This is a genomic window from Dyella sp. M7H15-1 (assembly GCF_004114615.1).
Lineage (GTDB): Bacteria > Pseudomonadota > Gammaproteobacteria > Xanthomonadales > Rhodanobacteraceae > Dyella_B.
In genome coordinates, this window is the sequence record NZ_CP035300.1 from 497,058 (window position 1) to 521,726 (window position 24,669).

24 protein-coding genes are annotated in these 24,669 nt (G+C 59.3%); 8 read left to right on the forward strand and 16 right to left on the reverse strand.

All coding sequences use genetic code 11. From position 1 onward, the window contains the following. Nucleotides 1-52: 52 nt before the first annotated feature. The 4 genes from EO087_RS02535 to EO087_RS02550 form a co-directional block, all read right to left on the reverse strand. Nucleotides 53-1,063 (reverse strand): iron-containing redox enzyme family protein, encoded by a 1,011-nt coding sequence (locus EO087_RS02535; protein ID WP_128897505.1) that lies wholly within the window; start codon nt 1,061-1,063, stop codon nt 53-55. 51 nt (nt 1,064-1,114) lie between these two features. Beyond that, nucleotides 1,115-2,749 (reverse strand): AMP-binding protein, encoded by a 1,635-nt coding sequence (locus EO087_RS02540; RefSeq protein WP_128897506.1) that lies wholly within the window; start codon nt 2,747-2,749, stop codon nt 1,115-1,117. Nucleotides 2,750-2,837: 88 nt separating this feature from the next. After that, on the reverse strand, nt 2,838-3,344 hold the full coding sequence (locus tag EO087_RS02545; RefSeq protein ID WP_164931742.1) for a heme-binding protein: 507 nt from the start codon (nt 3,342-3,344) through the stop codon (nt 2,838-2,840). 51 nt (nt 3,345-3,395) lie between these two features. Beyond that, a complete protein-coding gene (locus EO087_RS02550) occupies nt 3,396-5,858 on the reverse strand; it encodes a beta-propeller fold lactonase family protein (protein ID WP_164931743.1) in 2,463 nt (820 codons plus the stop codon). 666 nt (nt 5,859-6,524) lie between these two features. On the opposite strand from EO087_RS02550, the gene EO087_RS02555 reads away from it, so the two are divergent. Beyond that, entirely contained in the window at nt 6,525-7,151 is a 627-nt protein-coding gene (locus EO087_RS02555; RefSeq protein ID WP_128897509.1) for a TetR/AcrR family transcriptional regulator, read from the forward strand. A gap of 20 nt (nt 7,152-7,171) precedes the next feature. Here EO087_RS02555 and EO087_RS02560 read toward each other — a convergent pair whose 3' ends face one another. From EO087_RS02560 to EO087_RS02580, 5 genes are all read right to left on the reverse strand, one after another. Beyond that, nucleotides 7,172-7,573: a VOC family protein gene (locus EO087_RS02560; RefSeq protein ID WP_128897510.1), complete on the reverse strand. Its 402-nt coding sequence runs from the start codon at nt 7,571-7,573 to the stop codon at nt 7,172-7,174. A gap of 12 nt (nt 7,574-7,585) precedes the next feature. Then, complete coding sequence (locus tag EO087_RS02565; RefSeq protein ID WP_164931744.1) at nt 7,586-8,998, reverse strand: chorismate-binding protein; 1,413 nt, start codon at nt 8,996-8,998, stop codon at nt 7,586-7,588. After that, nucleotides 8,995-10,026 (reverse strand): 3-deoxy-7-phosphoheptulonate synthase, encoded by a 1,032-nt coding sequence (locus EO087_RS02570; RefSeq protein ID WP_128897512.1) that lies wholly within the window; start codon nt 10,024-10,026, stop codon nt 8,995-8,997. Before EO087_RS02570 ends, EO087_RS02565 begins: the two co-directional genes overlap by 4 nt. A 60-nt stretch (nt 10,027-10,086) precedes the next feature. After that, nucleotides 10,087-10,875: a 2,3-dihydro-2,3-dihydroxybenzoate dehydrogenase gene (locus EO087_RS02575; RefSeq protein WP_128897513.1), complete on the reverse strand. Its 789-nt coding sequence runs from the start codon at nt 10,873-10,875 to the stop codon at nt 10,087-10,089. Between the two features lie 204 nt (nt 10,876-11,079). After that, nucleotides 11,080-11,733, reverse strand: coding sequence for an isochorismatase family protein (locus tag EO087_RS02580; RefSeq protein ID WP_128897514.1), 654 nt, complete (start codon nt 11,731-11,733; stop codon nt 11,080-11,082). A 111-nt stretch (nt 11,734-11,844) separates the two neighbouring features. Between EO087_RS02580 and EO087_RS02585 the strand changes: the two genes are divergently transcribed. Beyond that, nucleotides 11,845-12,627 carry an aldolase gene (locus tag EO087_RS02585; RefSeq protein ID WP_128897515.1) on the forward strand — a complete coding sequence of 261 codons (783 nt, stop codon included), beginning with the start codon at nt 11,845-11,847 and terminating at the stop codon, nt 12,625-12,627. A 102-nt stretch (nt 12,628-12,729) separates the two neighbouring features. Here the strand turns inward: EO087_RS02585 and EO087_RS02590 are convergent, their stop codons facing one another. Next, nucleotides 12,730-14,013 (reverse strand): hypothetical protein, encoded by a 1,284-nt coding sequence (locus EO087_RS02590; RefSeq protein WP_128897516.1) that lies wholly within the window; start codon nt 14,011-14,013, stop codon nt 12,730-12,732. A 227-nt stretch (nt 14,014-14,240) separates the two neighbouring features. Beyond that, a complete protein-coding gene (locus EO087_RS02595) occupies nt 14,241-14,570 on the reverse strand; it encodes a hypothetical protein (RefSeq protein WP_128897517.1) in 330 nt (109 codons plus the stop codon). Here EO087_RS02595 and EO087_RS02600 point away from each other — a divergent pair. Continuing rightward, the gene (locus tag EO087_RS02600) at nt 14,569-14,937 is read left to right on the forward strand and encodes a cupin domain-containing protein (protein ID WP_128897518.1); all 369 of its coding nucleotides are present in this window, start codon (nt 14,569-14,571) and stop codon (nt 14,935-14,937) included. The genes EO087_RS02595 and EO087_RS02600 overlap by 2 nt on opposite strands. A gap of 240 nt (nt 14,938-15,177) precedes the next feature. Here the strand turns inward: EO087_RS02600 and EO087_RS02605 are convergent, their stop codons facing one another. Beyond that, nucleotides 15,178-15,591: a 4-oxalocrotonate tautomerase gene (locus EO087_RS02605; protein WP_128897519.1), complete on the reverse strand. Its 414-nt coding sequence runs from the start codon at nt 15,589-15,591 to the stop codon at nt 15,178-15,180. A gap of 150 nt (nt 15,592-15,741) precedes the next feature. Here EO087_RS02605 and EO087_RS02610 point away from each other — a divergent pair, with 150 nt between their 5' ends. After that, on the forward strand, nt 15,742-16,371 hold the full coding sequence (locus EO087_RS02610) for a hypothetical protein (protein WP_128897520.1): 630 nt from the start codon (nt 15,742-15,744) through the stop codon (nt 16,369-16,371). Nucleotides 16,372-16,722: 351 nt separating this feature from the next. Here EO087_RS02610 and EO087_RS02615 read toward each other — a convergent pair whose 3' ends face one another. The 3 genes from EO087_RS02615 to EO087_RS16095 form a co-directional block, all read right to left on the reverse strand. Continuing rightward, nucleotides 16,723-17,154, reverse strand: coding sequence for a DoxX family protein (locus EO087_RS02615; protein ID WP_164931745.1), 432 nt, complete (start codon nt 17,152-17,154; stop codon nt 16,723-16,725). Nucleotides 17,155-17,774: 620 nt separating this feature from the next. Beyond that, nucleotides 17,775-18,869 (reverse strand): hypothetical protein, encoded by a 1,095-nt coding sequence (locus EO087_RS02620; RefSeq protein WP_128897522.1) that lies wholly within the window; start codon nt 18,867-18,869, stop codon nt 17,775-17,777. A gap of 66 nt (nt 18,870-18,935) precedes the next feature. Beyond that, nucleotides 18,936-19,112 carry a hypothetical protein gene (locus tag EO087_RS16095; RefSeq protein WP_164931746.1) on the reverse strand — a complete coding sequence of 59 codons (177 nt, stop codon included), beginning with the start codon at nt 19,110-19,112 and terminating at the stop codon, nt 18,936-18,938. Between the two features lie 748 nt (nt 19,113-19,860). Between EO087_RS16095 and EO087_RS02625 the strand changes: the two genes are divergently transcribed. Next, nucleotides 19,861-20,913 (forward strand): hypothetical protein, encoded by a 1,053-nt coding sequence (locus EO087_RS02625; protein ID WP_128897523.1) that lies wholly within the window; start codon nt 19,861-19,863, stop codon nt 20,911-20,913. Nucleotides 20,914-20,984: 71 nt separating this feature from the next. Here EO087_RS02625 and EO087_RS02630 read toward each other — a convergent pair whose 3' ends face one another. Next, a complete protein-coding gene (locus tag EO087_RS02630) occupies nt 20,985-21,617 on the reverse strand; it encodes a restriction endonuclease (protein ID WP_128897524.1) in 633 nt (210 codons plus the stop codon). A gap of 451 nt (nt 21,618-22,068) precedes the next feature. On the opposite strand from EO087_RS02630, the gene EO087_RS02635 reads away from it, so the two are divergent. The 3 genes from EO087_RS02635 to EO087_RS02645 all read left to right on the forward strand — a co-directional run bounded on the left by EO087_RS02635 (nt 22,069) and on the right by EO087_RS02645 (nt 24,604). Then, nucleotides 22,069-22,383: a hypothetical protein gene (locus EO087_RS02635; RefSeq protein WP_128897525.1), complete on the forward strand. Its 315-nt coding sequence runs from the start codon at nt 22,069-22,071 to the stop codon at nt 22,381-22,383. A gap of 103 nt (nt 22,384-22,486) precedes the next feature. Next, nucleotides 22,487-23,302: a creatininase family protein gene (locus EO087_RS02640; RefSeq protein ID WP_128897526.1), complete on the forward strand. Its 816-nt coding sequence runs from the start codon at nt 22,487-22,489 to the stop codon at nt 23,300-23,302. A gap of 138 nt (nt 23,303-23,440) precedes the next feature. Further along, entirely contained in the window at nt 23,441-24,604 is a 1,164-nt protein-coding gene (locus EO087_RS02645) for a YncE family protein (protein WP_240669109.1), read from the forward strand. Nucleotides 24,605-24,669: the final 65 nt, after the last annotated feature.

The window sequence follows — 24,669 nt, forward strand, 5'->3', positions numbered from 1 at the left end:
TGTGAACGAATGGCTGCGTGGATCCGCTCCGCCGTGGCGGAGCGGGCGGTGCTCAGGCGACCTGCGCTTGCGCTTCAAGCTGGTCGGCGGCGATCTTGCGGCTTTGCGCTTCCAGGCGGCGGCGCAGGATGCCGGCGAGAATGCCGTCGTAGACGCCGGCGCGCGCGTCCAGCATGCGCATCGCGGCGACATAGACCTTCTCGAAATCCGAACGGGAACGGATGTATGGCAGGCCGGCGGCAAACCAGCCGTCGCCGTGCGATTCGTCCAATTCGCAATGCACCACGAAGAAGCGCACCAACTTTTCGTTCAGGCCGCGGCGGCGCAGGTTGGCCAGGATGCGGCGCTGCTGCGCGGGAATCGTCAGCTCCAGCGCGCCCATGCCGCCCAGACCGTATGGCAGGCCGTCGGCGAACCAACACAGGTTGATCTTGGTGTTGAGCAGGTGGAAGGTTTCGGGATTCCAGTCGTCCTCGCGCGCGCCGCCGAAGTGATCCATCAGCGGCTCGAACAGGTTGGGATGGGCCTGCTCGAAATCGCCCTCGCCGAATTCGTCGTGCAAGTTTTCGTACAGTTCCTCGCGCATCTTGAACGGCACGAACAGACTGTAGGCGGCGACGTGCAGGTGGAAGCGCTGCATGTTCACGCGATAGTTGGACAGAAAGTAGCGAATTTCCTCGTCGCTGAGGTCGTTCTTGTCGAAATACACGAACAGCTCGTGATCGGTGACGCGGTGCTCGTAGATCCTGGCCTTGAGCCAGTCGAGGAATTCCTCGGGATCGACGATGTGCGGGGGAATATGCGCCTCGGGCAACATTTCCTTTTCCACGCTTTCCACCAGCGCACGGAATTTCCATTCCAGCTCGCTGCGCTGCGTGCCGAGGGCGAAGCCTTCGGACATGAGCTTAAGGTTCATGTGGAACAGCGTTTCCTGCAACGCACCCCACAGCGGGGAGCGCCGGTTGGACAGGGCCTCGCGAACGAGACCCTCCAGGTCGCCCAGGTATGCCATCGAACGCAATGCGTCGCTCTTGATTTGAGGATGACTAGCCAGATGTTTCATGTGTAGTCCTTGATGAAAGTGCCGGGAAATTTTTGTTGCGGCGGTACGGCATCAAGCCACTCCCAACTCGGCCGTCCGTCGCTTGGTGACTTCGTCTCGCAGGGCTCCCTTGACAACTTTTCCGGTAGCCGTCTTGGGGATGTTCGCTTCCATGGCGTGCGCGGGAACCTTGAAATCCGGAAGATGTTTCCTGCAGTGATCCAGAATGGCCGCCTCGTCGATCTGGGCGTGCGCGGCCTTTTCATAGACAAGAATGATGGTTGGTTTTTGTTGTTCGTCTTCCATGCCGATCACGGCCACGTCCTTGATGCCGGGGAACTGGCTGGCCACGTTCTCGATTTCCAGCGATGAAATGTTTTCCCATCCATAGGGCGTTTCCACGTGGATCAGGTCTTTCATCCGATCCTTGATTTCCAGATAGCCGTCCGGATGCACCACCGCCATGTCGCCGCTGTGGAACCATCCGTCGCGGAAGGCGCTTTCGGTGGCGCGCGGGTTGTCGTAGTAGCCCAGCGCCACCGTGTTGCCGGCCATCAGCACCTCGCCCAGCGTGGCGCCGTCCCAGGGCACGTCGCGCATGTCCTGGTCGACCACGCGCAAACCCGTACCGGCATGGATGGCGGCGATGCCCTGGCGCATGCGCAGGCGGGTCTGCTGTTCCCGCGGCAATGCATCCCATTCCCCGCGCGCTTCGCACATCACGAACGGGCCGAGCGTTTCGTTCAAGCCGTACTGGTGGATCAGCTCCACGCCTAGACGTTGCATGCCATCGACCAGGTCGGGCGGCGGCGCGGCGCCGCCGGTGAGCACGGTCAGCCCTTGCAGCATCGACGGCGCGAACGTCTCGTCGCCAAGCTGGCGCACCAGGCGCGGCGAGCCGGCCATGTGCGTGATCTTGTACGCCGCGATGCCTTGCCTGAGCGATGCGGGCGTGGCCTGCGCCACGTTCTGCTCCACCACCTGCTGCGCACCGGCCGCGACCGTGGCCCACATATGGCCCCAACCGTTGACGTGGAACATCGGCAGCGACCAGTAGTACACCGACGCGGCGGTGAGATTCATCATCAGGATCTGGCCCATCGCGTGCAGATAGGCAGCGCGATGGCTGTACACCACACCCTTTGGGTTGCCGGTGGTGCCGGAGGTGAAATTGATCGCGATGGGATCGTGCTCGGAGCGCAAGTAGCGGTCGAGCGGTACTAGCGAATCGTATTTATGCTGCTCGATGTCGAAGCAGCGGAACTTGCTGTCGATGTCGCCAGGGGCCGAGGCCGCGTCCAGCAGTACCACGATATGCCCGGACAGTTCCGTGAATAGCTCGCGATGCTGTTGGAGCAGCGCGGCGCTGGCCAGCACCACGCGGGTGCCGCTGTAGAGCATCTGCTTCTTGATGTCCGCCGACGGCAGCCACGGATTGAACGACACGATCACGCCGCCCGCAGCGGGAATCGCAAAGTGCGCCTCGATCGATTGCGGCGAGTTGTGCGTGAGCAGGCCGACCCGGTGTCCGTAGGCCACGCCAAGATTGCGCAGCAACGCCGTCATACGCCGGGCGCGCTTGAGCAGCGTGCCGAAATCGACGTCGCCTTCGCGGCTGCTGATCGCCACCCGGTCGGAAAGATAACGGCCGCAGCGCTCCAGAAACGTCAGCGGCGTGAGATTCGCATGGTAGTGCGTGTTCTTCATGGCGTTCCTTGACGAAAGTGAGATGTGATCTGATGCGTTTGCTCAGGATCGAGGGACCGGCAAGCGCGCCTGGTTTCCTCGTTCCCTACTACTTCCCGCTACCTGACAGCTCCGTCGCGATCGCCTGCACGCCGGCCGCAGCGCAGGCTTCATCTTTTTCTCCGCCCGGCGCGCCACCTACGCCCAGCGCGGCGACGATGCTGCCGTTCGCCTTGATCGCCACGGCGCCCGGCAGCAGCGCGATGTCCGGAATGGTGAGAAACGAAGGCTCGCTCGGTTTGCCATTGAACGCGGCGGCGGCTTGCGAGCTGCGGTCGAACTTGAAGATCGGCCCCAGCGTTATCACGGTATAAGCCTTGCGAAAAGCGGTGTCCTTGACGTGCACGGTGCTTCCGTCGGCGCGCAGGAACACGCGCAATGCACCAGCCCTGTCCACCACCGCCGCACCGATGTGATAGCCCTGCGCGTTGCAGAACTTCACGGCGCCCTGCGCGGCATGCAGCGCAATGTCGAGCGGCAGCTCGTAGCTTTGCGCGTGGACGTTGCCGCAGATGGCGACGATGGTGGCGAGTACCATTGATGCGATTTTCTTCATTGCGTTCTCCGCTGGTTTTTTGTGTTGCTGCGAGTCAACCATTACGCCGAATCAAAACGGCTCCGTATTCGCATCGATCGATTCCAGAAACTTCATCAGCACGCGTTGCGCCTTCGGATCGAATAATGGATCCTGCAAGGTCGACAGCCCCGCGCTGCGGTGATTGACGTCGGACACCACGCAGCGCAGCGTTTCGCACGCACCGTTGTGGTAGTACGGCGGCAAGCTGTAGGTGCCGAGAATGGAGGAAATGCTGAAACCCGAACCTTTGCCGTCGCCATTGAAGTCGTAGCCGAGCGCCTTCAATCCCGCGCTGTCCGTCTCCACGCCGCCGATGGCGGGAAAGTCTGCGATGGCGTTGCCGGAGCCGGGAACGTTCAGGCCATACGAATGAATGTCCTTCAGATACCGATACATGAACTGCGAGGTGTCGGCGCCGGTGGCTGCCGCTTCCGTTTCAAGGTCGCTGGCCGGCGGCGGCGAAAGGAAATTCTTGGAACTCAGGCTCCATTTGCCGGTGGCATGGCAACTGCTGCAACCCGCGCGCTGGAATAGCACGCGGCCCTCCGCAATCGCCGCGTCGTCCACGCCGCCAGATGGATCGCCGCCGCGCAGCGCCAGCTCCTGTCGCGTCATTGGCCGGTTGGGCGTGCGGATGCCGAAGTGCTGCCACTCCTTCATCGCATCCAGCACCGGCACTTCCACCGTGCTGCCCGGCAATTGCACGGTTGGCTGCGGACGTCCGCCATTGGGCAGCAGGAATGCATTCATCACACACGGCGCTTCGGCGAAATCGTGCCACTTGCCGATCACCAGGCCATGCTCGGGATCGATCGTGCTTTGCGTGATGTCGGGGTAGCCTGGCGATACCACGCACGGCAGCGGCTCGGGCAGCGGGCCGGGGCTGGATACGTTGCGCGTGTTGAGATCGGCATCTTCCACTTCGTCGAAGATCGCCGAGGCATCGATGATGCGCTGGTCGAGCGGATTGTGCGGATTGAAGGTGCCGTTGATCGCCAGCGTCTTGCGTGGTCCGGTACTGAACTGCCACACCACGCCGTCGGTCAGTCCGCCCGGATGGCAGCTTGCGCAGCTTTGCCGGCCCAGTTCCGACATGCGGTTACGACTGGAACCGATGCCCGAAGGATTGACGAAGTTGCCGCGCGAGGAAAAGAACACTTCGGCGCCGACCAGCATCTTTTCCGACTCCGAGCCTGGCGTCGGCAGATCTTCGGTGCGAATCACCTGCACCACCTTGTCGCTGCGCAGATCGACCACTGAAACGTTGCGCGATACGTAGTTCAACACGTAGGCGATGCTGCCGGAGGCATCGATCGCCAGCCCGATCGGGTTCTTGCCCGCGTTCTCGCCGCGGGTCTCCGGCACGTCCGGATCGTTCAAATCGATGTAGCGGGTGGTGGTGGCGTTATCGGTGAAGGCGAGCGCGCCGTTGCCGAGCACTTTCAGCTTCACCAGCACGTCGCTGCCGCCGGAGGCCACATAGGCGTAGCCGGCGCCGCTTTCGCTGGTGAAGGCGATGGCGTCGGGATTGGCGAAATAGAGTTCCGCCTTGCCCGCTTCCGGCACGCGCGCGCCCAGGTGCATGTTGATGTCGCCGTCGTCCGCCGGCGTGCTTTCGACGTTGTCGATGGCGTTGACGTAGGCCTGCGTATCGGTCTGGTAGTAAAGCGGACCGGAAGGCGACGCTGCCACGTTGGGCAGGTACGCCGTGCCACCGCGCACGACAATACTGCGCAACTGATTGGGGAAGGCGTAAGTGGCATTGCCTTTCTGGTCGGCAAAACCGGCGTTCTGCGGCGCCAGGCGCACCACCACCGGATCGCCCAGCGCGTTAGCGGCGTTGCTCCAGGTGTCCACGCTCAGGCGGCAGACGACACCCTCCTTACCCATGTCGTCGCGTTGCACGCCGCCTGGAGCGGTGAAAGAGAGGTAGCGCGTCACCAGCAGATAGCGACTGTCTACCGTCATCGCCAATGCGCCCGGCTGGAAATGCCGTTCGCGGTCCGGTGCGTTGCAGGCGCTGTCGCGCAGATCGTAGGTGCCGAGAATGCGCTGACTTTGCGCATCGATCCACACGATGGTGTCCTGGCTGCGGTTGGCGACGAACACGCGCCGGCCATCGGGCGAAACCACCACGCTGCCCGGTTCGGCGCCGGTGGTCAGCGCACCGTCGACACCAGCAGCGCGGTCGATGGCGGCGGCGAAGCGGTTGGGATCGCGCTCGCGCACCTTGATCACGGAAACCGTGCCATCCGCGGCATTGGCCACATAAGCATGCAACCCATCGGGCGACAGCGCGATGCTGCGCGGATCCTTGCCGACCGGAATCTTCGCGACGACGCGCCGCGTGTCGGTGCGAATCACCGTGACGGTATCCAGATCGGGATTCACCGCCCATAGAAACTGATCGTCGGCGCTGAGCGCGATCGGGCTGGAATAACTGCCTGCATCGCCGCGCTCTCGCGCCGTGGCGGCGCCTGGCGGCGTGAACATACATGCCACGACGAACGCCATCAGCGGCGCGCATGCGCGAAAAAAGAATCTTCCGAGTGCAACCTGAAGCATATAGCCAAGACCCCCCGAAACCGTCGGTTGAAAGCCGTGTATCCCAAAGACACATGCCCTGCAGGCGCGCATGTGCTCGCCCGGCCCACATTTGCTATGACGCTTTGTTTCTATTGAACGCGCTGCCGGACGGCTTCCGTTGGACGCCGCTTGATTCATCGACAAATGAACTGCATCCACACGTTGTTGCCTGGCATGGATCACACCCCTTCCGATTCCGGCGAATGCCGGAATGCGGCTGTTTGCATTTGGATCGTTCGTCCCTGATGGAATGACGCCAGTGAGACGGATCCTTTTTACTACCTCGCGTGTAACCCCTGATCGCTTCGATACATATTAATAATCGATTATTTCAATTTCAATAAACTAAAGTATCCGATTCGTTTCATTATTCATCTGAACATTGCTTTAAATAATATAAAATGTTAGCCTGCAACTGCAGTCTTAAATGTGTATTTCATGTGAAGAAAATATCACGTGAATTCACTGGTAACGGTTTATTCATGGCGGCATAACTATCGTTCTTCGAGATTACATAACGATCACTATGTTGTCAACCCAATTGATTGTCAAATGCAGCGCGAGTAGCAAGCCATGATCCAGAGGGAAGAACAGAAGAAAATGACCCGTCAACGCATCGTCGACGCCGCCGGTCGCGGGTTCCGGCGCGGCGGCTACGGCGGCATCGGCGTGGACGGCTTGGCGAAGGAGGCCGGTATGACCTCCGGCGCCTTCTACGTGCATTTCGATTCCAAGAAGTCCGCCTTCCGCGAATCGATGCTGCGGGGCCTGGTCGAACTGCAGGAAGGCGTGAATTACCTGCAGGCCGAGCACGGCGCCGACTGGTGGCCGGAGTTCGTGCGCTACTACCTCAGCGCCAAGCGCACGTGCGACCTCTCCGAAAGCTGTGCACTGCAAAGCCTGCCACCGGAAGTGGCGCGCCTGGATGCATCGCTGCGCACCGAGTTCGAAGCCGCGCTGCGCAAGATCGCCAAATCCATCGCCGCCGGCCCGCCGTCCCCCATCACGCCCGCGGACGAGGAATCCGCCTATGCCGCCTTGGCGCTGCTGACCGGCGCCGTTACGCTCGCGCGCGCCGTATCCAGCGAAAGCCTGGCGAAGAAGATCGCGCAAGGCGCGTTGCGGACGCTGTTGCCGGTGGCGACGTCCGCAGTAAAGAAGTCGCCAGTGAAGAAGGCGCCAGTGAAGAAAAAGAAATAGCAAGCCTACAAAAGCCGCAATCAGGCCTGCTCCGTGCAATTGAGCATCCACTGCACGCCGAATTTGTCGGTGAGCTTGCCGTAATAGCTTCCCCAGGGCTGCACGCCGAACGGCGTGGTGATGTTGCCGCCTTCGGCGAGCCGGCGGAAAAGCTGTTCGGTCCGCGCCAGGTCATCGATCATGAAGATCATCGCTGAGCCGCGCATCGGTTCCGCGTCATCGTTGTCCGACGCGTAGAAATTCACGCCGGGACCGGCGAATTGCGCATGCATCACCTTGCCGCGCATCGCTTCGGCGCGCACCGGCATGCCGTTGTCGCCGTGTCGCGACATGGATACCACCTTGCCGAAGCCGCATTCCGTATAGAACGCCAGCGCCGCTTCGCAATGGACGGTGAAGAACAGGTAGTTCGATAGCTGCATAAGCGCCTCGGGTCAGGAATACACGGTATACGGGTTGTCCAGGAACGGCTTCATCTTGTTCGACGTTTCCAGCCATTCCCGATAAGGATCGCTGCGCCGGACGATGCCGCTGCCAGCGTACACGCGCACTTCGTTGTGCGTCATCCTCGCGGTGCGGATCGCCAGCGCGAAATTCGCGTCGTCGTTCAGCGTGAAAAACCCGAAGCCGCCGGTGAAGAAGTCGCGCTCGATGTGTTCGTGCCGACGGATGCGTTCGCCGCTCAGCGCGACCGGTTTGCCCCAGATGGTCGCGGGCGGATAGATCGCCGCAAGCAGATGGAACACGTTGCAATCGGGCCGCAGCGTGGCGGCAATCTTGCTCTTCAGGTGCTGCACGTAGCCGAGGTCGATGATGCCGCGCGATTCGAGCTGCTGGATCGACGCCGGTTCGCACACCTGGCCCAGCATGTCCAGAAACATGCGTGCGGCGGTTTCGTGCTCCTCGATCTCCTTGCCGTCATTGAGCAGTTCCTGCCGGTAGCGCTCGCTTTTGTCCTTGGCGTCGGAACCTTTGCGCGTGCCCGCGAGTGGCTCCACCACGATATTTGCGCCCTGCTTGCTCACCAGCATTTCCGGCGATACGCCCACCCAGGCTTCGCCGTCGAGCCAGCGGAACACGTAGCGGTACTTGGCCGGCTTGCCGGAGGCCGCCATCAGCAGAAGGTCCACCGGCGACACCGCCGATTGCAGGAATAATCGCACCTCGCGACAGATCACCACCTTGTCATTCGCTTCCTGCGAGAGGCTGGCGATCATTTCGCTTAGCGCGCCGATGTAGTCACGGCATTCGGGAATATCCCTGCGCCCGGCGATCTTCAACGGCGTGCTGGGCGACACCTCGCGCGGCAGATCGCTCATCGCCTGGATGATGTCGGCGTCGCTTTCGTCGCCCAGCAAGGTGAAGACGCATGCCTCGCGCGTCACATGGCAGGCGATGCGCGGAATGGTGAAGATCAACGGCTCCTGCATTTCGTCCGGGTGCGTGCCGCAACGCCATCCGCCCAACAGCATGGTCGATGGAGGCAGCTGGTGCGTGCCCATCAGCAGCACGCGCGCGCCGTACACGAAATGCGCGGCATGGCCAAACACTTCCTCGTGCAGATCGCGTCCGGCGAGTGCATAACTGACTTCGCGCAGCACGCTGCCGCGATGCTTCAGGCACAAGTGCAGCGTATCGCCCTGCTTGCGCGATTCCACCTGGAACTCGCTGCCCACGCCAGCGATCGAATACGCGCCGTCGTCCGCGGTGTGCGCGAACAGCCCGAGGAATTCCGCCGCGGCCTGCGGATAACGGCTTTCCAACCATTGCGCGATGGCGGCGCCAACCATGCCGGTATCGCCGTCCGGATGTGGGTTCTTGAAGGTGAACTGGCGCACCGTATTCATCGCTCGCCACCCCATGCGCCGGCCAGTTCGCTGCAAACGCGTAGCGCCTGCTGAAAATCCAGGCGCCGCCTGCCTGCCACCGGTAGCTCATGCGCAATTTCCAGGCGTAGGCCGGCCAGCACACTGCCTTCGTCGGCATGCAGCAAGGCGGTGTGTTCCACTTCGGCAGTGACCGCCTGCATCAGCGCGCCCGCATCGTTGCTCGCATGTGCGGTATGCGCCCAGCACGGATCGCACATCCACACGACTGGCGCCGCGGCGTCGCGGAATGCGCCGATAAAATGCCGCAGCCTGCCAAGATCCTCACCCAGACTCGACACCAGCACGATCTTGCCGGTTTCGCGCGAAGGATTGAGCTGGCGGTAGATGCCAAGCAGATCCTCCGGTGACGAGTGCGCACTCACGCGCATGCCGATCGGATTAAGCAGGCCGCACAGAAATTCGAGCTGGCTGCTGAGCGCCGGCAACGGCACACCCTCCAGCCACAGCAGGTGCGTGCTGGACGCGTAGAAGCCATCCAGCATGCCCGCGTTTCGAACCAGTGCTTCCTCGGCGTGCAGATTGGCTGCATCGTGCGAGATGTAAGGGTGGAAACGATGCCGGCGCATCGATTCGAGCGCCGCCAACATCGCTTCGTAGTAAGCCGCGATGGTCGTGCCATCGGCCGCTGCATCCACCCCGGCGACCAGGCCCATCGACAGCACCGGCATACGCAACATTAGTGCGAGATACTGTTGCATCGATTCGAGACTGCGCAGGTATTCGCTCACGTCCGCATCGCCGGCATCTTCCAGATGCCGATCCGGATTGCCGAGCTGCAGCACGAAGGTTTGGCCCTTGGCCGCCGCCCGAAGCGCGGACCTGAGTTCCTTCACTTCTTCGGCATCCACCAGTCCGGGCATGCGCGACAGGCGCGCGGTCACGCCCAGCGGGCATTCCTCCTGCGGCGGCTGCGGCATGTGCCTTAGCGGCGCATCGCGCCATTCGCGCGGCGTCCATCGGTCAAGCTGCGATTCGTGTCTGCTCATACTTGTTTCAGCCTCCGTGGAGGAATGAAGTGATGACGCAACAGGAAAAGCCAGCCGCGGCTACAGCGTGGCCCCGCCATCCACCACCAGGTCGTGCAAGGTGATGTGATTGGCTTCATCGGAAAGCAGAAATATCACCGCCCGGGCGATGTCTTCCGGTTCGGCGATCTTGCGCAGTGGAATGCCGAGCCGGTATGCGTGCTGGTCGCCATCGATCAGCATGCGGTCGCGCTCCGCACCTTCGCCCGCCATCGCCGTGAGCATGGCGGTGTTGGTGGAACCCGGCGACACCACATTGCAACGGATGCCATGCCGGCCCAGTTCCAGTCCCATGCACTTGGTAAGCATCGCCGCGGCGGCCTTCGATGCGCAGTACGCCGCAAGATTCATCCTCGGCGTGGTGGCGGCATTGGAAGCGATCGTCACGATCGCACCCTTGCGACGCTCGATCATCCGGCGCGCAACACTGTGCGACATGAAGAAAGTGCCATGCACGTTGACGTCGAACATGCCCGACCATGCCTCTGGCGTGATGGCTTCGAACGGCGCGGGTATCAGGACGCCGGCGCCGTTGACCAGGCCGTCGATGGGCCGTCGACGCTCGATCTGCGCCACCGCCGTTTCCACCGCTTCGCGACGACTGATGTCGATCGGGATCGCTTCGCAGCATTCGGTATGCTCGTTCATGGCCGCACAAAGCTGCTGCAGCGGCTCCTGGTTGACGTCGAGCGCATGGACGAAAGCGCCTTCGGCAACCAGCATACGCACAACCGCCGCACCAATGCCCTGCGCCGCGCCGGTGACCACGATGGTTTTGCTGCTGAATCTCGACGTTGCGGGAATCACCATGTGTTTCGTCTCAGTGAAAGTGAGCATCAGGACGTGCGGCCCTTTCATCCCCCTCGACCGACACTCCCACGAAAGCTGAGGCGCTTTTCAACAGCGAAACGGGTCAATGACGGCCGAACACGGCTGGCGTACATCTTGTTCCCCGATCGCATTGCTCTGATCGAAGAGTTTCAATCCATCCTCATAAGGATTACATAACGATCGTTATGTAGTCAACAGCTCGCTCGCCAATGCCTGTTTCACCTGCATCGCCGGCAGCACTCTTCCCGAGCAATGCGCCACGAGACGCAACGCCATCTCGTGATGGGCCAGCGAAAAATCGCCGAGCGCGTCGGCCACGAAGAACGGCTGTATGTCGGCCATGAACGCGTCGGTGGCGGTCACCATACAGCCGATGTGGGCGTATACGCCGCAGATGACGAGCTGCGAACGTCCGGCCTGCCGCAAACGTTGCAACAGGTCGCTCCTGGCGAATGCGCTGTAGCGATGCTTCACCAATATCTGGTCGACGCCGGGCACCGGCTCCAGCCCCGGCACGATCGCCGTCGCTTCGTCGTCCTGCGGCATGCCTGCGCCCCAAAAGTCGAGCAGCAGGCCGCGGTGTTCCTTGCTCTGTCCGCCAGGTTGCGCGGTGTAGTAGACCGGCACGTTCAGCTCGTGGCAAAGCCGCCTGATCGCGACAATGTTGTCGATGATGCCGTGCACGAAGCGCGCGGATTCATACGGGCGCAGAAAGTAGTTCTGCATGTCGTGCACCAGCAGTGCCGCACGCCGCACGTCCAGCTTCCAAGGGAGCGGCGAACGCGAGAGCGCGACATCGGTGGGTGCGTCGTAGTGCGGAATTTTCGGAATGGCCATGGGTGTCCTCGTTGAAACGCGTCGTAGTGATCACCATTGCACGCTCGTTGTGTTTCAATCGTGCGATTCGCCGCTTCACTATTTTTTTGCAGCCAGCAGACAAGGGAAAACATGGTTTCGACATTCGAAACGGAAAAATCGGAACTGGTCGGCCGTGCGCACGCCGCCATGCGCGAGATGCTGACCGACGCGGGATGGACGGTGCGCCAGAAGCTCGCGCTCGCCTGCCGCATCCTGTTCGAGGCCGGGCACGCTTCCGGCCTGTCAGGGCAGGTCAGCGCGCGCGGTTCTGCGCATGGCACGTTCCATACCCAGCAGTTCGGCCTGGGTTTCGACGAGATCCGCGTTTCCAACCTCGTCGAGGTCGATGAAGACCTCCGCGTCATCGATGGCCACGGCATGCCCAATCCCGCCAACCGCTTCCATGCCTGGATTTATCGCCATCGCGCGGACGTGCAATGCATCATCCATGCGCATTCGCCGCACGTCATCGCCCTGTCCATGTTGTGCATGCCACTGACGGTATCGCATATGGATTTTTGCCCGCTGTACGACGATTGCGCGTTTCTTCCCGATTGGCCCGGCATTCCGGTTGGCAACGAAGAGGGCCGCATCATCACGCAAGCACTCGGCGACAAACATGCCGTGCTGCTCGCGCACCATGGTTATCTCACCGCCGGACGCAGCGTGGATGAAGCCTGCGTGCTTGCCCTGCTGATGGAACGTGCCGCCGCCGCGCAACTGCGCGCGATGTCGGCCGGCGAAATCAAGCCTCTGCCGCACGACCTTGCCCAGGAAGCCCGCGCCTGGACCACCACTGAAAAACGCCACGCGGCAAGCTTCGCCTATTACGCACGCGGCGTGCTCGGCAAGCACGCGGACTGTCTAGTGTGATGACTCAATAATAACGTGAACAATTCCACTTTCCCCGTGGGCGGCTCCCCGCCCACGGGATAACGCCGATGCCAGGCCTGGCAACGCCGGACTTGTATGGATTTACATGGGTGGAACGTCCACCTCCGTCGTCGCCATAGTGGTAAGCCCGTGGCTGTTGGTTGCGATGTAGGAAATGGTGTAGTGCTGTTCGGCACCGCTACGGTTGGCGAAATCCAGCTGGAAGTTGTAGTCCGGCTTTCCGATATGCGCGTGCAGCACCATCTTGCTCACGTCGACGCTCTTGTCGCTGTAGTCGATCGACATCAGCACCGCGTCAGGCGACGAGTCGCTGAAATCCTTAAGCTCATGATCGACGTGCACGTGCTTGAAGTCGTGGATGCCCGGTATGGACACATCGCCGAGCACCTTGGCGTACACGTTGAAGATCGGGCGCGGCGTGAAGGTCAATCCCCTCGCCTGCGACATGCCATCCTTGTTTCCGTCCGCCTCGATGCCCAGGAACTTGCCGGTGACGCGGTCATACGTCATCACCTGGTTGGTGCCGGTGCTGACCACGTACAGGTTGCTGTTGGGACCGCCGAAGCGGATCGCATGCGGATTGGAGATGCCGCCGTAACCCGGCGGTACGAAAATGTCCTTGAAGGCGCAGTGGCCTTTACCGTCGCGTGTGAAGCGAACCACCGAGTTGGTGAGCGCGCTGCCCGCATACAGATCGCCATTGGGACCGATCTCCAGCCCGATCGGTTGCTGCATATCGGCAGGATTGGGCGGAACGCAGCGATCGGTAACCTGCTTGGTCCACACGTTGTAGACGATCACCTGGTTGGTGCCGCCGGCGGCGATGTACATATAGTTCTGGTCGAATGTCTGCATGAACGGCAGAACCAGCCCGGAGGATGCGTCAGCGAATACGTCGACGAACTTGCCGTCCTGCGTATAGCGCAACATCTGATTCGAGCAATTGTCGCCGACGTACACCAGGCCATCCGGTCCGAAATTCGGCGCCGTCGGGCAATTCAGTCCGCCGTTACCCTTATCGATGAAAACGCCCTTGTATGCGCCGGTGAAGCCGTCAAAGCGCAGTACCTGCCCCGAGCCAGCGGCGGACTGATACAAATCCGCGCCGGGGCCGATCTGCGAAGCAACCGGTGCGGATACGGCCGCGACCACGCCAAGGAACTTGCCGGTGTCCTCGTTGTACATCATCACCTGGTTGGAACCGTTGCTGGCGATGAAATAGTTGGCATTGGGATTGTTGGCGTCACTGGCATGTGCTGCCTTCGGCACGGCGCACATGCCCAGCAGTGCCATAGCGGTGAGCATCTGGAAAGCTTGCTGGCTGACGGTGAATCGACGAACGTTCGACACAACTTTGAAAAGCATAAACATCACCTCCTGCACCGGGAAAAGGTTTGTCTGTTCTCTTGTGTTGGCGCACTGCAACGGCTGCCCTTACCGGCCCTGCTCTTAATTCGGTCATTCGAATAAGATTGTCTGGATGGACGCCCGTGCTGCGCGATTGATAACGATAGTGATTCAAGCTTAAATTAAGGGTCGCTATTCAGTTAACCCGGGAAGCGGCAGAAATCGGGCACCGACCCATCCCGTTGCTAAACATAGAAGGCCATTGTGACACTCACATTAAAATCCGAGCGGAAAATCGTCCAGGTGCGCCAGATCTGATTATCGATCTGCACGTTTTCTTCACGCGCTTCGTGTTTTTGCGACGTGCCGGCGCATTTTCCATTCAATAAACCCGTATCGAAGGATATCAGCATGACGTTCCCACCCATTGATGGCCCGAACGGATTTTTCCGCGCATCTGCGCGAGTCGCGGACATACATGTTTTCTTCACGCAGAGGATGCACGCCTTGCGCCGAACGATTCCGCGCTGCGCGCTATCGCTTGCCGCCGCTTCCGTGTGTTCCGGTGTGGGCATGGCTTCACCTTCCAGCTCGCACGCAAATACGGTGCCGCCGATCAGCCGCACTGTTCTTGAACGGCACTCTATCGCGGGTACCGATCGCGAAACCGAAGTGATTCTGGTGATCTATCAGCCAGGCGTGAGTGCACCACCGCACCATCACGCATCCGCGGGCTTCAATTACGTATTGGAAGGCACGGCCGAAACCGCTTACGGCGGGGAAACACCAAAACGCTATCAGGCCGGCGAGGTGTTCATGGATCAGGCGAAGGTTCCGCACACCGTATTCCGCAACGCCGATCCGCGACACGTGCTCCGCTTCCTGATCGTCGCCGATGTGCGGAAAAACCAGCCTTATACGTATCTAGATCTTTCGCGCTGAAACAAACGATTGGCGCGTCGTCGACGCGCCAATCCACCATTTGCTTGCACGAAAACCGGCACATCCTTGTGCCCCCGCGTGAGCGGGAATGATCAGTCGGAGCCGTACGCAAACGGCCACGACAGCCATAGGGAAACCGTCACGCATCACGCAAACTTATCTTTTCGCCCCAACCCGCTCAGGTACGGGGACGGTTCTTACGCCTGCCTCCGGGGAGAGGCGCCGACGATTTCAAGCGGATCAGGCGGGCACCTGGCCCGTCAGTTGCTCATTGGTCAAGGCGTGGCCCGCAATGCCCCATGCACCATCGACGGCGTGCACCACGTTCACCCAAATGCGGTCCTTCGGCTGCTTGCCGCCGGATGCCTCGTGCACGATATTGGTGGCTTCCTCGATATAGCCCTGCTGGATTTTGCGATCCGCAAAAAGGAAGGCCGGCACCTTCCATTCAACGAACACCACCGGCGACTCGACCAGGCCGGAAAACGTGTGCTCTTTTGGAATCACATGGATCGATCCGATGATGTTGGGCCTCAAGTCTTCGTTCTCGGACTGCCCGTGCCACTTGAGCATGCATTCGGAAAGGCGGGAAAACGTCTTCTTCTCGGTGCCCTTGGGCAGTACGCCTTCGGTAAGTGTCAGGGTGAGCGGCATAAGAGGCTCCTGGTTGATGGTTGGCGCCGTCTGGCGCACGATGTCCGCGACCGTCGATAACGATCGTTATCTATATTAGATAACGATCGTTATTATGTCAACGGGTGGCGTGCGATCAAATGTTTTGGCATAGGAAGAAGGGCCTTTCGGATGAAGACCGTATATTTGGCGAGTATTCAATCTGAAGAACATCCAAGGATCATAGGCTGTCAAAAGCGGACGGTGGTCGAGGAGGTGTCGACAGACGATCCACTTGTCGGCAAGGTTGCCGCTGCCATAGGGGTGGAATGGCAGAAAAAAGGCGGAAATCCCAACAGATATAAACACACATACCAATGCTCCGGAGATGCATGGACGCTGGAAGATGAGGGCGCTGAAGTTGCCAGGGATTTAGGAAAACCAGGAAGTCGTAAAAAACTCCGGGCCGACCAATATCAGAAAATCTTCGTTGCGCGGTATGCGGATGAAGACGAAGCAATTGCCATCATGGTCATAGAGATGAGGCGAGAAGACGATAACTATAAAGACGACAGACCACCTGGCCGAGAATATCTGTACATCCGGTGGCTGCTTGCAAGCCCCATCAAGCGAGGGGGCGGCTCCGCACTTGTCGCGCAGGCAAAAGTGGCTTCTGCCATACATTCAGGGGGCGATCTTCGCGTGGATTCAGCTGGGGCGGCGGCTGGATGGTATGAAAAACAGGCATTTAAAGTTCTTTATGCCGCGGCACACCACTTCAATGGCGATTGTGGCTGCAAATGCATGGCCTGGGGAAGATGAGCGTGTTGCGAGTGTGGCCTGCCGCCGGTCAACAGTGTGTGATTCTGGGGCGGTGGTGTATTGCCGCAATGTGTCGCTACCTGCGCTTGCGCAAAGCGCCGGCATTCCGGCGCATAAGCGCAATCCGGCCTCCATGAGTGAAACAGACGCCGGCTAGTTGCTCAATCTGCAGGGTCAGTCGATGGACGACCTTGCCACCGAGTGGTGACGGCCTTTGCAGGCATTGTCGCGGCGCCGGGCGAGATGCGCGTGACATGAGCGATCAAACCCAACGCAATGACACCGTCTGGCAACGCAAGCATGCTACCGAACACCCTTGAAGCAAGTCATGCCTTTCCCATCGATAGCCATCTATCGCCGGTCAATGGAATACCTTCCTGGTCCACTCAGGCACAACAGTAGCAATCCGCCAGCAATGCTGAAATTCTTGTAGAAATTGATCATCACATCGATCCGTGCGCTCGGGTTGTCGTCCACCAGCCAGTAGCGGTGTCCGAGCATTGCGGTGACCAGCGTATAGATCGCAAGCAACAGGGCTAATGGGCGAGTGTAGAAACCAAGCAGGATGGCGATGCCAACCACGAATTCCATGATCAGTGCAATGGCTGCTGCGAGTGTGGGAAGCGGCAATCCCACGGCTTCCATGTATGCTTCGGTAGCTGCGAAATGGATAAATTTGTCCCAGCCAAAAATCAGGAACAGTGACATCAGGAATATGCGGGCAAGCAGGAGTGCCTCATCCTTGCGATGCTCGAACAAGGTGTACCGCGGGATGTATCGCATGGCCATTCTCCTTAGGAGGGAGCGCTACAGGCCACGCGTCCGGCCACTCCTCAGACTTCGCGCCGGGCGCGTTGCTGGTGCTTACTATGAACCTAATGGGGGCTGCCTTCCAAGTGGCATAGTTTTCGCGTTGCGCGGTGCAGCGTGCATCGATGATTTGCTGCAAAAAAAATTAATCATCTCATGCGCAAGCTCGAAACCTTCGGGCTTGCGCCCTCGCTACTCATCTCATCCCTCGCCGCTTGATCGACGCAGTAGCATGAATGCGGTCAATTGGCGCTTTCAATCACTTACGTCAGCATGGCTGTCAGGGTGGACACGCAGATCACGACGCAGGCGGCGAAAAAGCTGTTGAGCATCAGGGTTTCGAATTTCATGATGGTTCTCCGAAGTAAGGAAGCAAGGCTTTCGCTGGATATACAGCAAAGCCTGTGCCAACTGGGGCGATCCTTTGCAAGCTGCATTCCAGAGCCATTTGTCGACGTGGTCGAAAATGCCTGGGTTTGTCCGCGGACAGTTGTTTGCGCTGTCCGGACAGGGCACGGACATGGCGCGAACAGGGAGCGAAGGTTGCAGAGTCTGGAGTGTCGCCTGATATCCGCGACAGCCTGGTTGGCGGATTATTCCAGCGTAAAAAGCTGTCTATCCGGTGTGAGCTTTCCGGCTCTTTCCTTAAGTTGGGCATAGGCATCGGAAGCCCGAAACGCTTTCATCGATACGGCTTTCAAGCCGTCGATACGGAAGTCCTGCCGTCCGCTGGCAAGCATTGCCGTCATGGCTTGCAGCATTGGATAGGCCGGCAACATGTCTTCCACGAACAGGAATTGGCCAGCCTGATTCACTTCCAGAAAATGGTAATCACCATGCCGGTCCACGACCAGGTCAATGCAACCGAAGACGAGACCAAGGTCGTGCATCAGCGCGCGTAATTTGTTTTCCATGAAAGCAGGCAGCGTGATGGCCTCGGCAACCAGTTCCGGATCGCCGCTATGCGGTCGCCAGTCGACGAACCCGCCGCTGGAAGCCTTGCGCAGGCATAGCGCGAACAGGTGTTGTCCCATGACCGTAACGCGAATATCGCAGGACTTGTCGATATAACGCTGGTAGATGCCGGGGCAGACAGCGATGGCGTCCGCAGGAAGGTCGCTGCGCTCATCCAGCAGGGTGACACCCACAGCATGCTTCTTGCCGGTTTCATCGTCTTCCCATTGGTGAATCATGAAACTCTTGAAGATGATTCGCCCCCATTTTTTCCGCAGCGTATCCACTTCGTCGACATGGGTCGTCACCACTGTTTCAGGAAATGGCAAGCCGAGCCGACGGCAAGCGCTTAGCTGGGCGAGTTTGTTTTCGGCACGTTGTGCCGCGGGCAGGGGGTTGATCCACAATGCATCGTGGTAGCTGTTGGCCAGGCCAAAAAGGTTGCGCTGAAATAGCTTCCATTCCAAGCCTGCAAACGCTTCGTCGGCTTCCGCACAGGTGGGCTGTGGATCGTGCAGGCGCCGGTTCCAGGCTGCGCTGATAGGGGTGTGGCGGGTGGTTGCGTCGAAGAAGTTTTCGCGATCGGCGTCGATATGGAACGCGTAATGAAAACCAGGCTTCGCCTGCAATGAAGGTGTCCAGGCGGCGTGGATACCTTGTTGCTCCAGTGCCCATGCCAGGGCGCACGCATGCGGGTCGGTATCGGGCGCAAGTATGAGTACGCTGTGTTGCATGACCTCTCCTTCAAGCCGAAAAAAAACGCCCCGCAAGTGCGGGGCGCATTTTTCCAGCGATGGGTATTATCCGCCGAAAATGCCGAACTCTGGTTCGGGATGGGTTGGGTTGGTGGTGATCGTCAGAAACAAACCTTCCTCGCTCTGTTCATCGACAGCCTGGGTGACTTCAATGGCGGTGATGCGAGCAAAAGCACGGGGTGTTGTCGATATCGCGTTGGACTTGGAAGCATAGCTGTGCATAGCTTGAACTCCTTAAGGTAATCACACGAATGTCTCTCGTAGGGGATGCGCGGGAGACTTTTCAAGTCTACGTGTGTTTCGATGGTAGAGCTGTCGAGAGCGTGTGACGATACCCGCAAAGGTCAGCAGGAATTCACTTCTGTGGATGTCGTGTGCTCAGGTCAATGCTATCCCTTGATCAGTAGCGGGGTTGTTGGCGATACGTCGGCAGGCATGGGGATTGGCGAAAACGCAACGCTTATCGCGCGCGATACATCTCGATTCGTATCGCGCATTATTCGATGTTGCGATGGCATATGACGTGTCGGAACGCGTGTTACGCATGCGCGTTCGCCACACAAAAAATAGCGATGCAAAGCACTGTTTTATCGCAAGCTTTTGCGGACGCAATCTTCACGACTTCTGCACATGTTTGTCTGCATGCTCGAGTAAACACGTCGAGTGAATTGAGCTTTCGTGTTGACTGGATTAGGGGAATCCAAAGTGGCTTGGGGGAGCCGCATGCAAAATCACTATTGATTGCCTTGACTGTTGGCGCACAAGCGTCCGGTGGAGAAGGCATTAGTCAGAATGGATTTATCATTGTTTGGTTCTCTTCCCCTTGGGGATGCGGGAGAGGGCAACGACAGGGGTCTCACTGCGAGTGCTTTCGCTGCTCGTGTGTGGGTAAGTTGTAGTTGTAAGTGCAAACGGCTACCGGATGGTCCGGGGCTGTAACTGTCTGCTATTGCTTCTGGGGAGAATTGCAATGCAAGCAAAGAAACTTGTGTTCGTGGCTGGTCTTGTAAGCGCCGCCCTCGTTCCTGCTGTTTTTGCGGCGCCATCCGCGAACGTCTATGGATCGCCATCAAATCAACAGGTGGGGCCGATCGAAGCGCTGGCGCGTCAGGCTTGGCGTGAAGATATCGCACAGATTGTCGCGCCGTCGGAAGGTTGTTACCACGCTTCCTATCCGAGCATTGTCTGGCAACAGGTTGCGTGTCGGACCGCTTCGGCAAACCATGTGCATCCGGTGCCTCACTACTATCTTTTTGGCTCGCCGATGACCGCGGGCAATGGCAATGACTACACCATTCAGACGGGTTCGAACCTGATCACGAAGGCCGTCGGTAGCTTCCCAACCTTTTCAGGCGAAACATCCGAAAAGAGTGTTGGGGTGGCGGCGTACGGTGATGGCGGCATCCTTGGCACGAATGAGTATTCGTTGCAGATGAATACACAATTCACGTCCACCACGACGGCTTGCAAGAACCATTCCGGTTGCACGGTGTGGCAGCAGGCTGTGTATGGCACAGACTATGATGTGAAGGGTGAAGGGTCCGTCTTTTGGCAAGACTGGCTGATCGGTTACGGCAGCAGCCGTTGCCCGAGCGGGTTTGGGAGCGATGGTGCGGGTGACTGCTACAAGAACAGCAGCCTGACCCAGCTTGCAGATATTTCTCCGGCAGACCTGGCTGGCGTTACGATGACGATAACCGTAGCGACGGGTGGCAACGATGTGGTCACGCTCGCTTATAACGGCGATGCCTACAGCGCAAGTCAGAGTGACAGCACCCTGGACATCGCGTCGGTGATGAACACTCTCGAATACCAAATTGTCGGTGATGCTGGCGGTTCGGAAGCGGAGTTCAATAATGGCGTCTCCGCCACAGTGAAAGTGGCGGTGACCGACGGTTCCACCAGCACTCCGTCCTGCGTGGCCGACTCCGGCACCACCGGCGAAAGCGTCAATCTGAACCTGGGTAACTGTACCGCTTTGGGAGGCACGAGCCCGTCGATCAGCTTCACCGAATCGAACTGATTGGCCAGGGATTTGTTGAAACGGAAGCCATGGAGATTAACCTCCACGGCTTTTTCTTAGACTTGAACGTGCTATCGATGGTTGGGCAGTGTTAGGGGCAGATCTTCTCGCAGCATGGCAAGCAAGGCGTTGCCGCAGATCAGCTCGATCGGCTTGCCGTTGGCGAAGCGCTGGGCATCGTCCGTGTATTGGCCGATGGCGATTATCTTCACGGTATCGGCATGGTGATGCACCAGCAGGCCGTACATCTCGCGCACCAACTTTACATCCACCAGCTTGGTGCGCCATTGCCGGTATTGCACCAGGGTCGTTAGGCCGTCCTTGTGCAGAACTAGGTCGATCCCATCGTCAACGCCACTGGGGCCCGTTTCGCGCACGCTATAGCCCTGGCGCCGGAAGGCGTTGGCGATGCGCATTTCGAATTCGCGCCAGTCCATGGTGCTGAGTATGCCCAGGCCGGTTTGTGTTCCCAACAGATGTTTGCGTCGCCGGCTGTCCAGAAAGGAAATAAGCGCGGCGAGCCAGCAGGCACCAAGCAGCAACCAAGCAATAGGCGCGTAGGTGCTATCGGCAAGCGAGCTGCCCAGCTCCTGATCTAGGGAGCCGCTAAAAGCGGAGATACACCAGGCCACGCCATAACGCACGGCGATGTAACTGGTTGCGCCGAGCGCGATACCCGCTTGCCAAGGCAGTCCTGAGATCATTTGGATGCTGCTGTCTTTGCGCCTAGTCACCGCGCTTCCTGAGCGCCCGATTGCAGGATGGGCGAGTCGTTGGTTTCGGCATGAAATACCTTCAGGCAAAAGGTAAGCAGGAAATGCGCCAAGCCGTGGCGCTGCGAAGCGGGGTTCCATAACTTGGCAATGCTGGTGCGTGGTGTGTGGAAGTGTTTGTTTTCACTGGCCTGGCTCGTGTTGTGGTTAAAACCTGAGCAGGAAAACGAAGCTTGATCACGTTGTCGGGCTGACTCGGGGCGTCACCTGACACAGCAGGTAAGGACGTAATCGGATGCTGTGTCAGGCCGGAGTACTCGCACTTCATGCCTTGGCGATGCGGACGTCATGGCATGCGCCCGCGCTAGACACACCTATGACATAGTCCTGCTCCGCTTGGTGATAGTCTGGATCCGTCCCCACTCAATCTAAGGAGCCGTCCATGGAAGTCAGCTTCAATAACTGGGGTGAGGCCATAGCCTTCCTTTCCGAGCGCACGGATATGGCGCTGGAAGGCGTGATGGCGCTGAGCGCGCAGCAGATGGTGGACCAGCAGGTGATTGCCGCGCTGCTGGCCTCGCATTCCCATCTGAGAGATGCCGCCGATACCTGGCGACAGATGGCATCGGCCACCTTGCCGATCACGCTTGTACGCAGCCTGCAGAATGACCAACCCGAATCCGTACGCGAAGCGTATTCGGAACGCATGGCGTATTGGGAGGACATTTTCCGCAAGGCCATTCCTGAGAACGAATAAGGCAGAACGCGGACAAGTACGCGTATGCGGGTGCATTGAGAGAGGTGGCGTGTAACCATACACGCCACCTCTGGTTTGGTTTTTCCTGCAAGGCTTGTTGAACATGCGCTATTCATTAGGACGCGTTATCGCGTCAGTCGTTTTGCTGATTGCCGCTCATGCGTCGTTTGCGCAAACACCGCAAACCGTGCAACTGCAGAACCTCACCTGGACCGAGTTGCGCGATCAGGTCCGCGCAGGCAAAACCACTATCATCATTCCCGTTGGCGGCACCGAACAAAGCGGTCCTTATATCGCTGTGGGCAAACATAATGTGCGTGCGCAATACCTTGCCGAAAAGATCGCGCAGAAACTTGGCAATGCGCTGGTTGCGCCGGTGGTGGCGTATGTGCCGGAAGGCGGGTACGCGCCGCCGACCTCGCACATGCGTTTCCCGGGCACCATTACTATTCCCGATGACGTCTTCGAAAAACTGTTGGAATCGGCGGCAAACAGCTTTGCTGTGCATGGTTTTCGAAACATCGTTTTCCTGGGCGACCATGGTGGTTACCAGAAAGACCTGAAGCGGGTCGTGGCGCAGCTCAACAAGAGTTGGGCGAGCACGAATGCCCGCGCCTTCCTGCCTCCGGAATACTACACCGCCACCTCCGACGGCTATGCCCAGATCTTGCGCCAGCATGGTTATCGCGACGATGAAATCGGTACCCATGCAGGGCTGGCTGATACCTCGCTGCAATTGGCCGTTGCGCCGCAGATGGTGCGCCTGAGCGAGCTCAAGGCGGCCCCAAAGCTGAGGGCTGCGGATGGAGTTTATGGCGGCGATCCTCGTCGTTCCAGCGCTGAACTTGGCCAGCTTGGCGTCGATGCTATAGTTTCGCACACGGTCGATGCCATTCAGAAAGATACAGTGGGGCGCTGACGTTGAACCTGTAGAAGTATGTGCTGGCGACGCCCGACTCCCCGGACTTCTAGCATTCGCTGGGATGACGGATACGAAGCGTGGGAGCGTGTGTCAAGTACTGACTGTTCTGTTGTTTTCTCTACATAAGGACACGCTGTGAAATTTGATCGTTTTGGGCTTCTAGCCTTGCGTGCCGGTACTGTGCTGGCAGGTTTGTGCGTCTGCGTCGTTGCCATCGCACAAACGGTAATCACCGTTCCCGGCATGCCGCCAGTGACCAATCCGGCTGACATGTACAGCAGCGCTGGCTACAACCTGTTCAGCCCGGCCGTGAAAGGTGCATTGCCGCGCATCTATGTGCCCAACCTGCGCTCGAACGACGTCTACGTCATCGATTCGGCCACCTTCAAGGTCGTCGACAAATTCCCGGTCGGACGCAGCCCGCAGCACGTCGTGCCTTCGTGGGACCTAAAAACGCTGTGGGTAACCAACAACGCCGAAGGCCGCACCGATGGCAGCCTCACCCCCATCGATCCGATGACCGGCAAGCCGGGCAAGGAGGTGATGGTCGACGATCCGTACAACATGTATTTCACACCCAACGGCAAGGAAGCGATCGTGGTGGCCGAGGCGCACGCGCGCCTGGATTTCCGTGATGCGCACACCATGGCGTTGAAGAGCCAGTTGCAAGTGCCCGAATGTAAGGGCATCAACCACGCCGATTTTTCGATTGACGGCAAGTACGCCATCTTCACCTGCGAATTCGGTGGCAAGGTCGCCAAGATCGATATGGTCAACCGGAAGGTGGTTGGCTATCTCCTATTGCGCAAGGGCGGCATGCCGCAGGACATCCGTGTCTCGCCCGATGGCAAGGTGTTCTACGTGGCCGACATGATGTCCGATGGCGTGTTCCTGATCGATGGCGACAGCTTCACCAAGATCGGCTTCATCAAGACCGGCATCGGCACGCATGGCATGTACCCCAGCCGCGATGGCACCAAGCTGTATGTCGCCAATCGTGGTTCGAACAAGGTACACGGTCCGCGCAACGGCCCGGGCAGTGTGTCGGTGATCGACTTCGCTACGCGCAAGGTCGTGGCCCATTGGCCGATCCCCGGCGGCGGCAGCCCGGACATGGGCAATGTCACGGCCGATGGTAAGTACCTGTGGTTGTCGGGCCGTTTCGACGACGTGGTGTACGCGTTCGACACGACTACCGGGCAGGTGAAAATCATCAAGGTCGGCATGGAGCCGCACGGCTTGGCGGTGTGGCCGCAGCCAGGCCGTTACTCGCTGGGTCACACGGGTATCATGCGCTGATCTGACTGCTCGTCGTCCCGGGTTGCACAGGGACGACGAATCTTCTAGCCATGCGTGCAAAATGT

What these genes read in the sequence shown, in the direction of transcription:
- EO087_RS02535 (WP_128897505.1), bottom strand. Translation starts at nt 1,063, where the DNA reads ATGAAACATCTGGCTAGTCATCCTCAAATCAAGAGCGACGCATTGCGT.
- EO087_RS02540 (WP_128897506.1), bottom strand. Translation starts at nt 2,749, where the DNA reads ATGAAGAACACGCACTACCATGCGAATCTCACGCCGCTGACGTTTCTG.
- EO087_RS02545 (WP_164931742.1), bottom strand. Translation starts at nt 3,344, where the DNA reads ATGAAGAAAATCGCATCAATGGTACTCGCCACCATCGTCGCCATCTGC.
- EO087_RS02550 (WP_164931743.1), bottom strand. Translation starts at nt 5,858, where the DNA reads ATGTTCACGCCGCCAGGCGCCGCCACGGCGCGAGAGCGCGGCGATGCA.
- EO087_RS02555 (WP_128897509.1), top strand. Translation starts at nt 6,525, where the DNA reads ATGATCCAGAGGGAAGAACAGAAGAAAATGACCCGTCAACGCATCGTC.
- EO087_RS02560 (WP_128897510.1), bottom strand. Translation starts at nt 7,573, where the DNA reads ATGCAGCTATCGAACTACCTGTTCTTCACCGTCCATTGCGAAGCGGCG.
- EO087_RS02565 (WP_164931744.1), bottom strand. Translation starts at nt 8,998, where the DNA reads ATGAATACGGTGCGCCAGTTCACCTTCAAGAACCCACATCCGGACGGC.
- EO087_RS02570 (WP_128897512.1), bottom strand. Translation starts at nt 10,026, where the DNA reads ATGAGCAGACACGAATCGCAGCTTGACCGATGGACGCCGCGCGAATGG.
- EO087_RS02575 (WP_128897513.1), bottom strand. Translation starts at nt 10,875, where the DNA reads ATGGTGATTCCCGCAACGTCGAGATTCAGCAGCAAAACCATCGTGGTC.
- EO087_RS02580 (WP_128897514.1), bottom strand. Translation starts at nt 11,733, where the DNA reads ATGGCCATTCCGAAAATTCCGCACTACGACGCACCCACCGATGTCGCG.
- EO087_RS02585 (WP_128897515.1), top strand. Translation starts at nt 11,845, where the DNA reads ATGGTTTCGACATTCGAAACGGAAAAATCGGAACTGGTCGGCCGTGCG.
- EO087_RS02590 (WP_128897516.1), bottom strand. Translation starts at nt 14,013, where the DNA reads ATGCTTTTCAAAGTTGTGTCGAACGTTCGTCGATTCACCGTCAGCCAG.
- EO087_RS02600 (WP_128897518.1), top strand. Translation starts at nt 14,569, where the DNA reads ATGGCTTCACCTTCCAGCTCGCACGCAAATACGGTGCCGCCGATCAGC.
- EO087_RS02595 (WP_128897517.1), bottom strand. Translation starts at nt 14,570, where the DNA reads ATGCCCACACCGGAACACACGGAAGCGGCGGCAAGCGATAGCGCGCAG.
- EO087_RS02605 (WP_128897519.1), bottom strand. Translation starts at nt 15,591, where the DNA reads ATGCCGCTCACCCTGACACTTACCGAAGGCGTACTGCCCAAGGGCACC.
- EO087_RS02610 (WP_128897520.1), top strand. Translation starts at nt 15,742, where the DNA reads ATGAAGACCGTATATTTGGCGAGTATTCAATCTGAAGAACATCCAAGG.
- EO087_RS02615 (WP_164931745.1), bottom strand. Translation starts at nt 17,154, where the DNA reads ATGCGATACATCCCGCGGTACACCTTGTTCGAGCATCGCAAGGATGAG.
- EO087_RS02620 (WP_128897522.1), bottom strand. Translation starts at nt 18,869, where the DNA reads ATGCAACACAGCGTACTCATACTTGCGCCCGATACCGACCCGCATGCG.
- EO087_RS16095 (WP_164931746.1), bottom strand. Translation starts at nt 19,112, where the DNA reads ATGCACAGCTATGCTTCCAAGTCCAACGCGATATCGACAACACCCCGT.
- EO087_RS02625 (WP_128897523.1), top strand. Translation starts at nt 19,861, where the DNA reads ATGCAAGCAAAGAAACTTGTGTTCGTGGCTGGTCTTGTAAGCGCCGCC.
- EO087_RS02630 (WP_128897524.1), bottom strand. Translation starts at nt 21,617, where the DNA reads ATGATCTCAGGACTGCCTTGGCAAGCGGGTATCGCGCTCGGCGCAACC.
- EO087_RS02635 (WP_128897525.1), top strand. Translation starts at nt 22,069, where the DNA reads ATGGAAGTCAGCTTCAATAACTGGGGTGAGGCCATAGCCTTCCTTTCC.
- EO087_RS02640 (WP_128897526.1), top strand. Translation starts at nt 22,487, where the DNA reads ATGCGCTATTCATTAGGACGCGTTATCGCGTCAGTCGTTTTGCTGATT.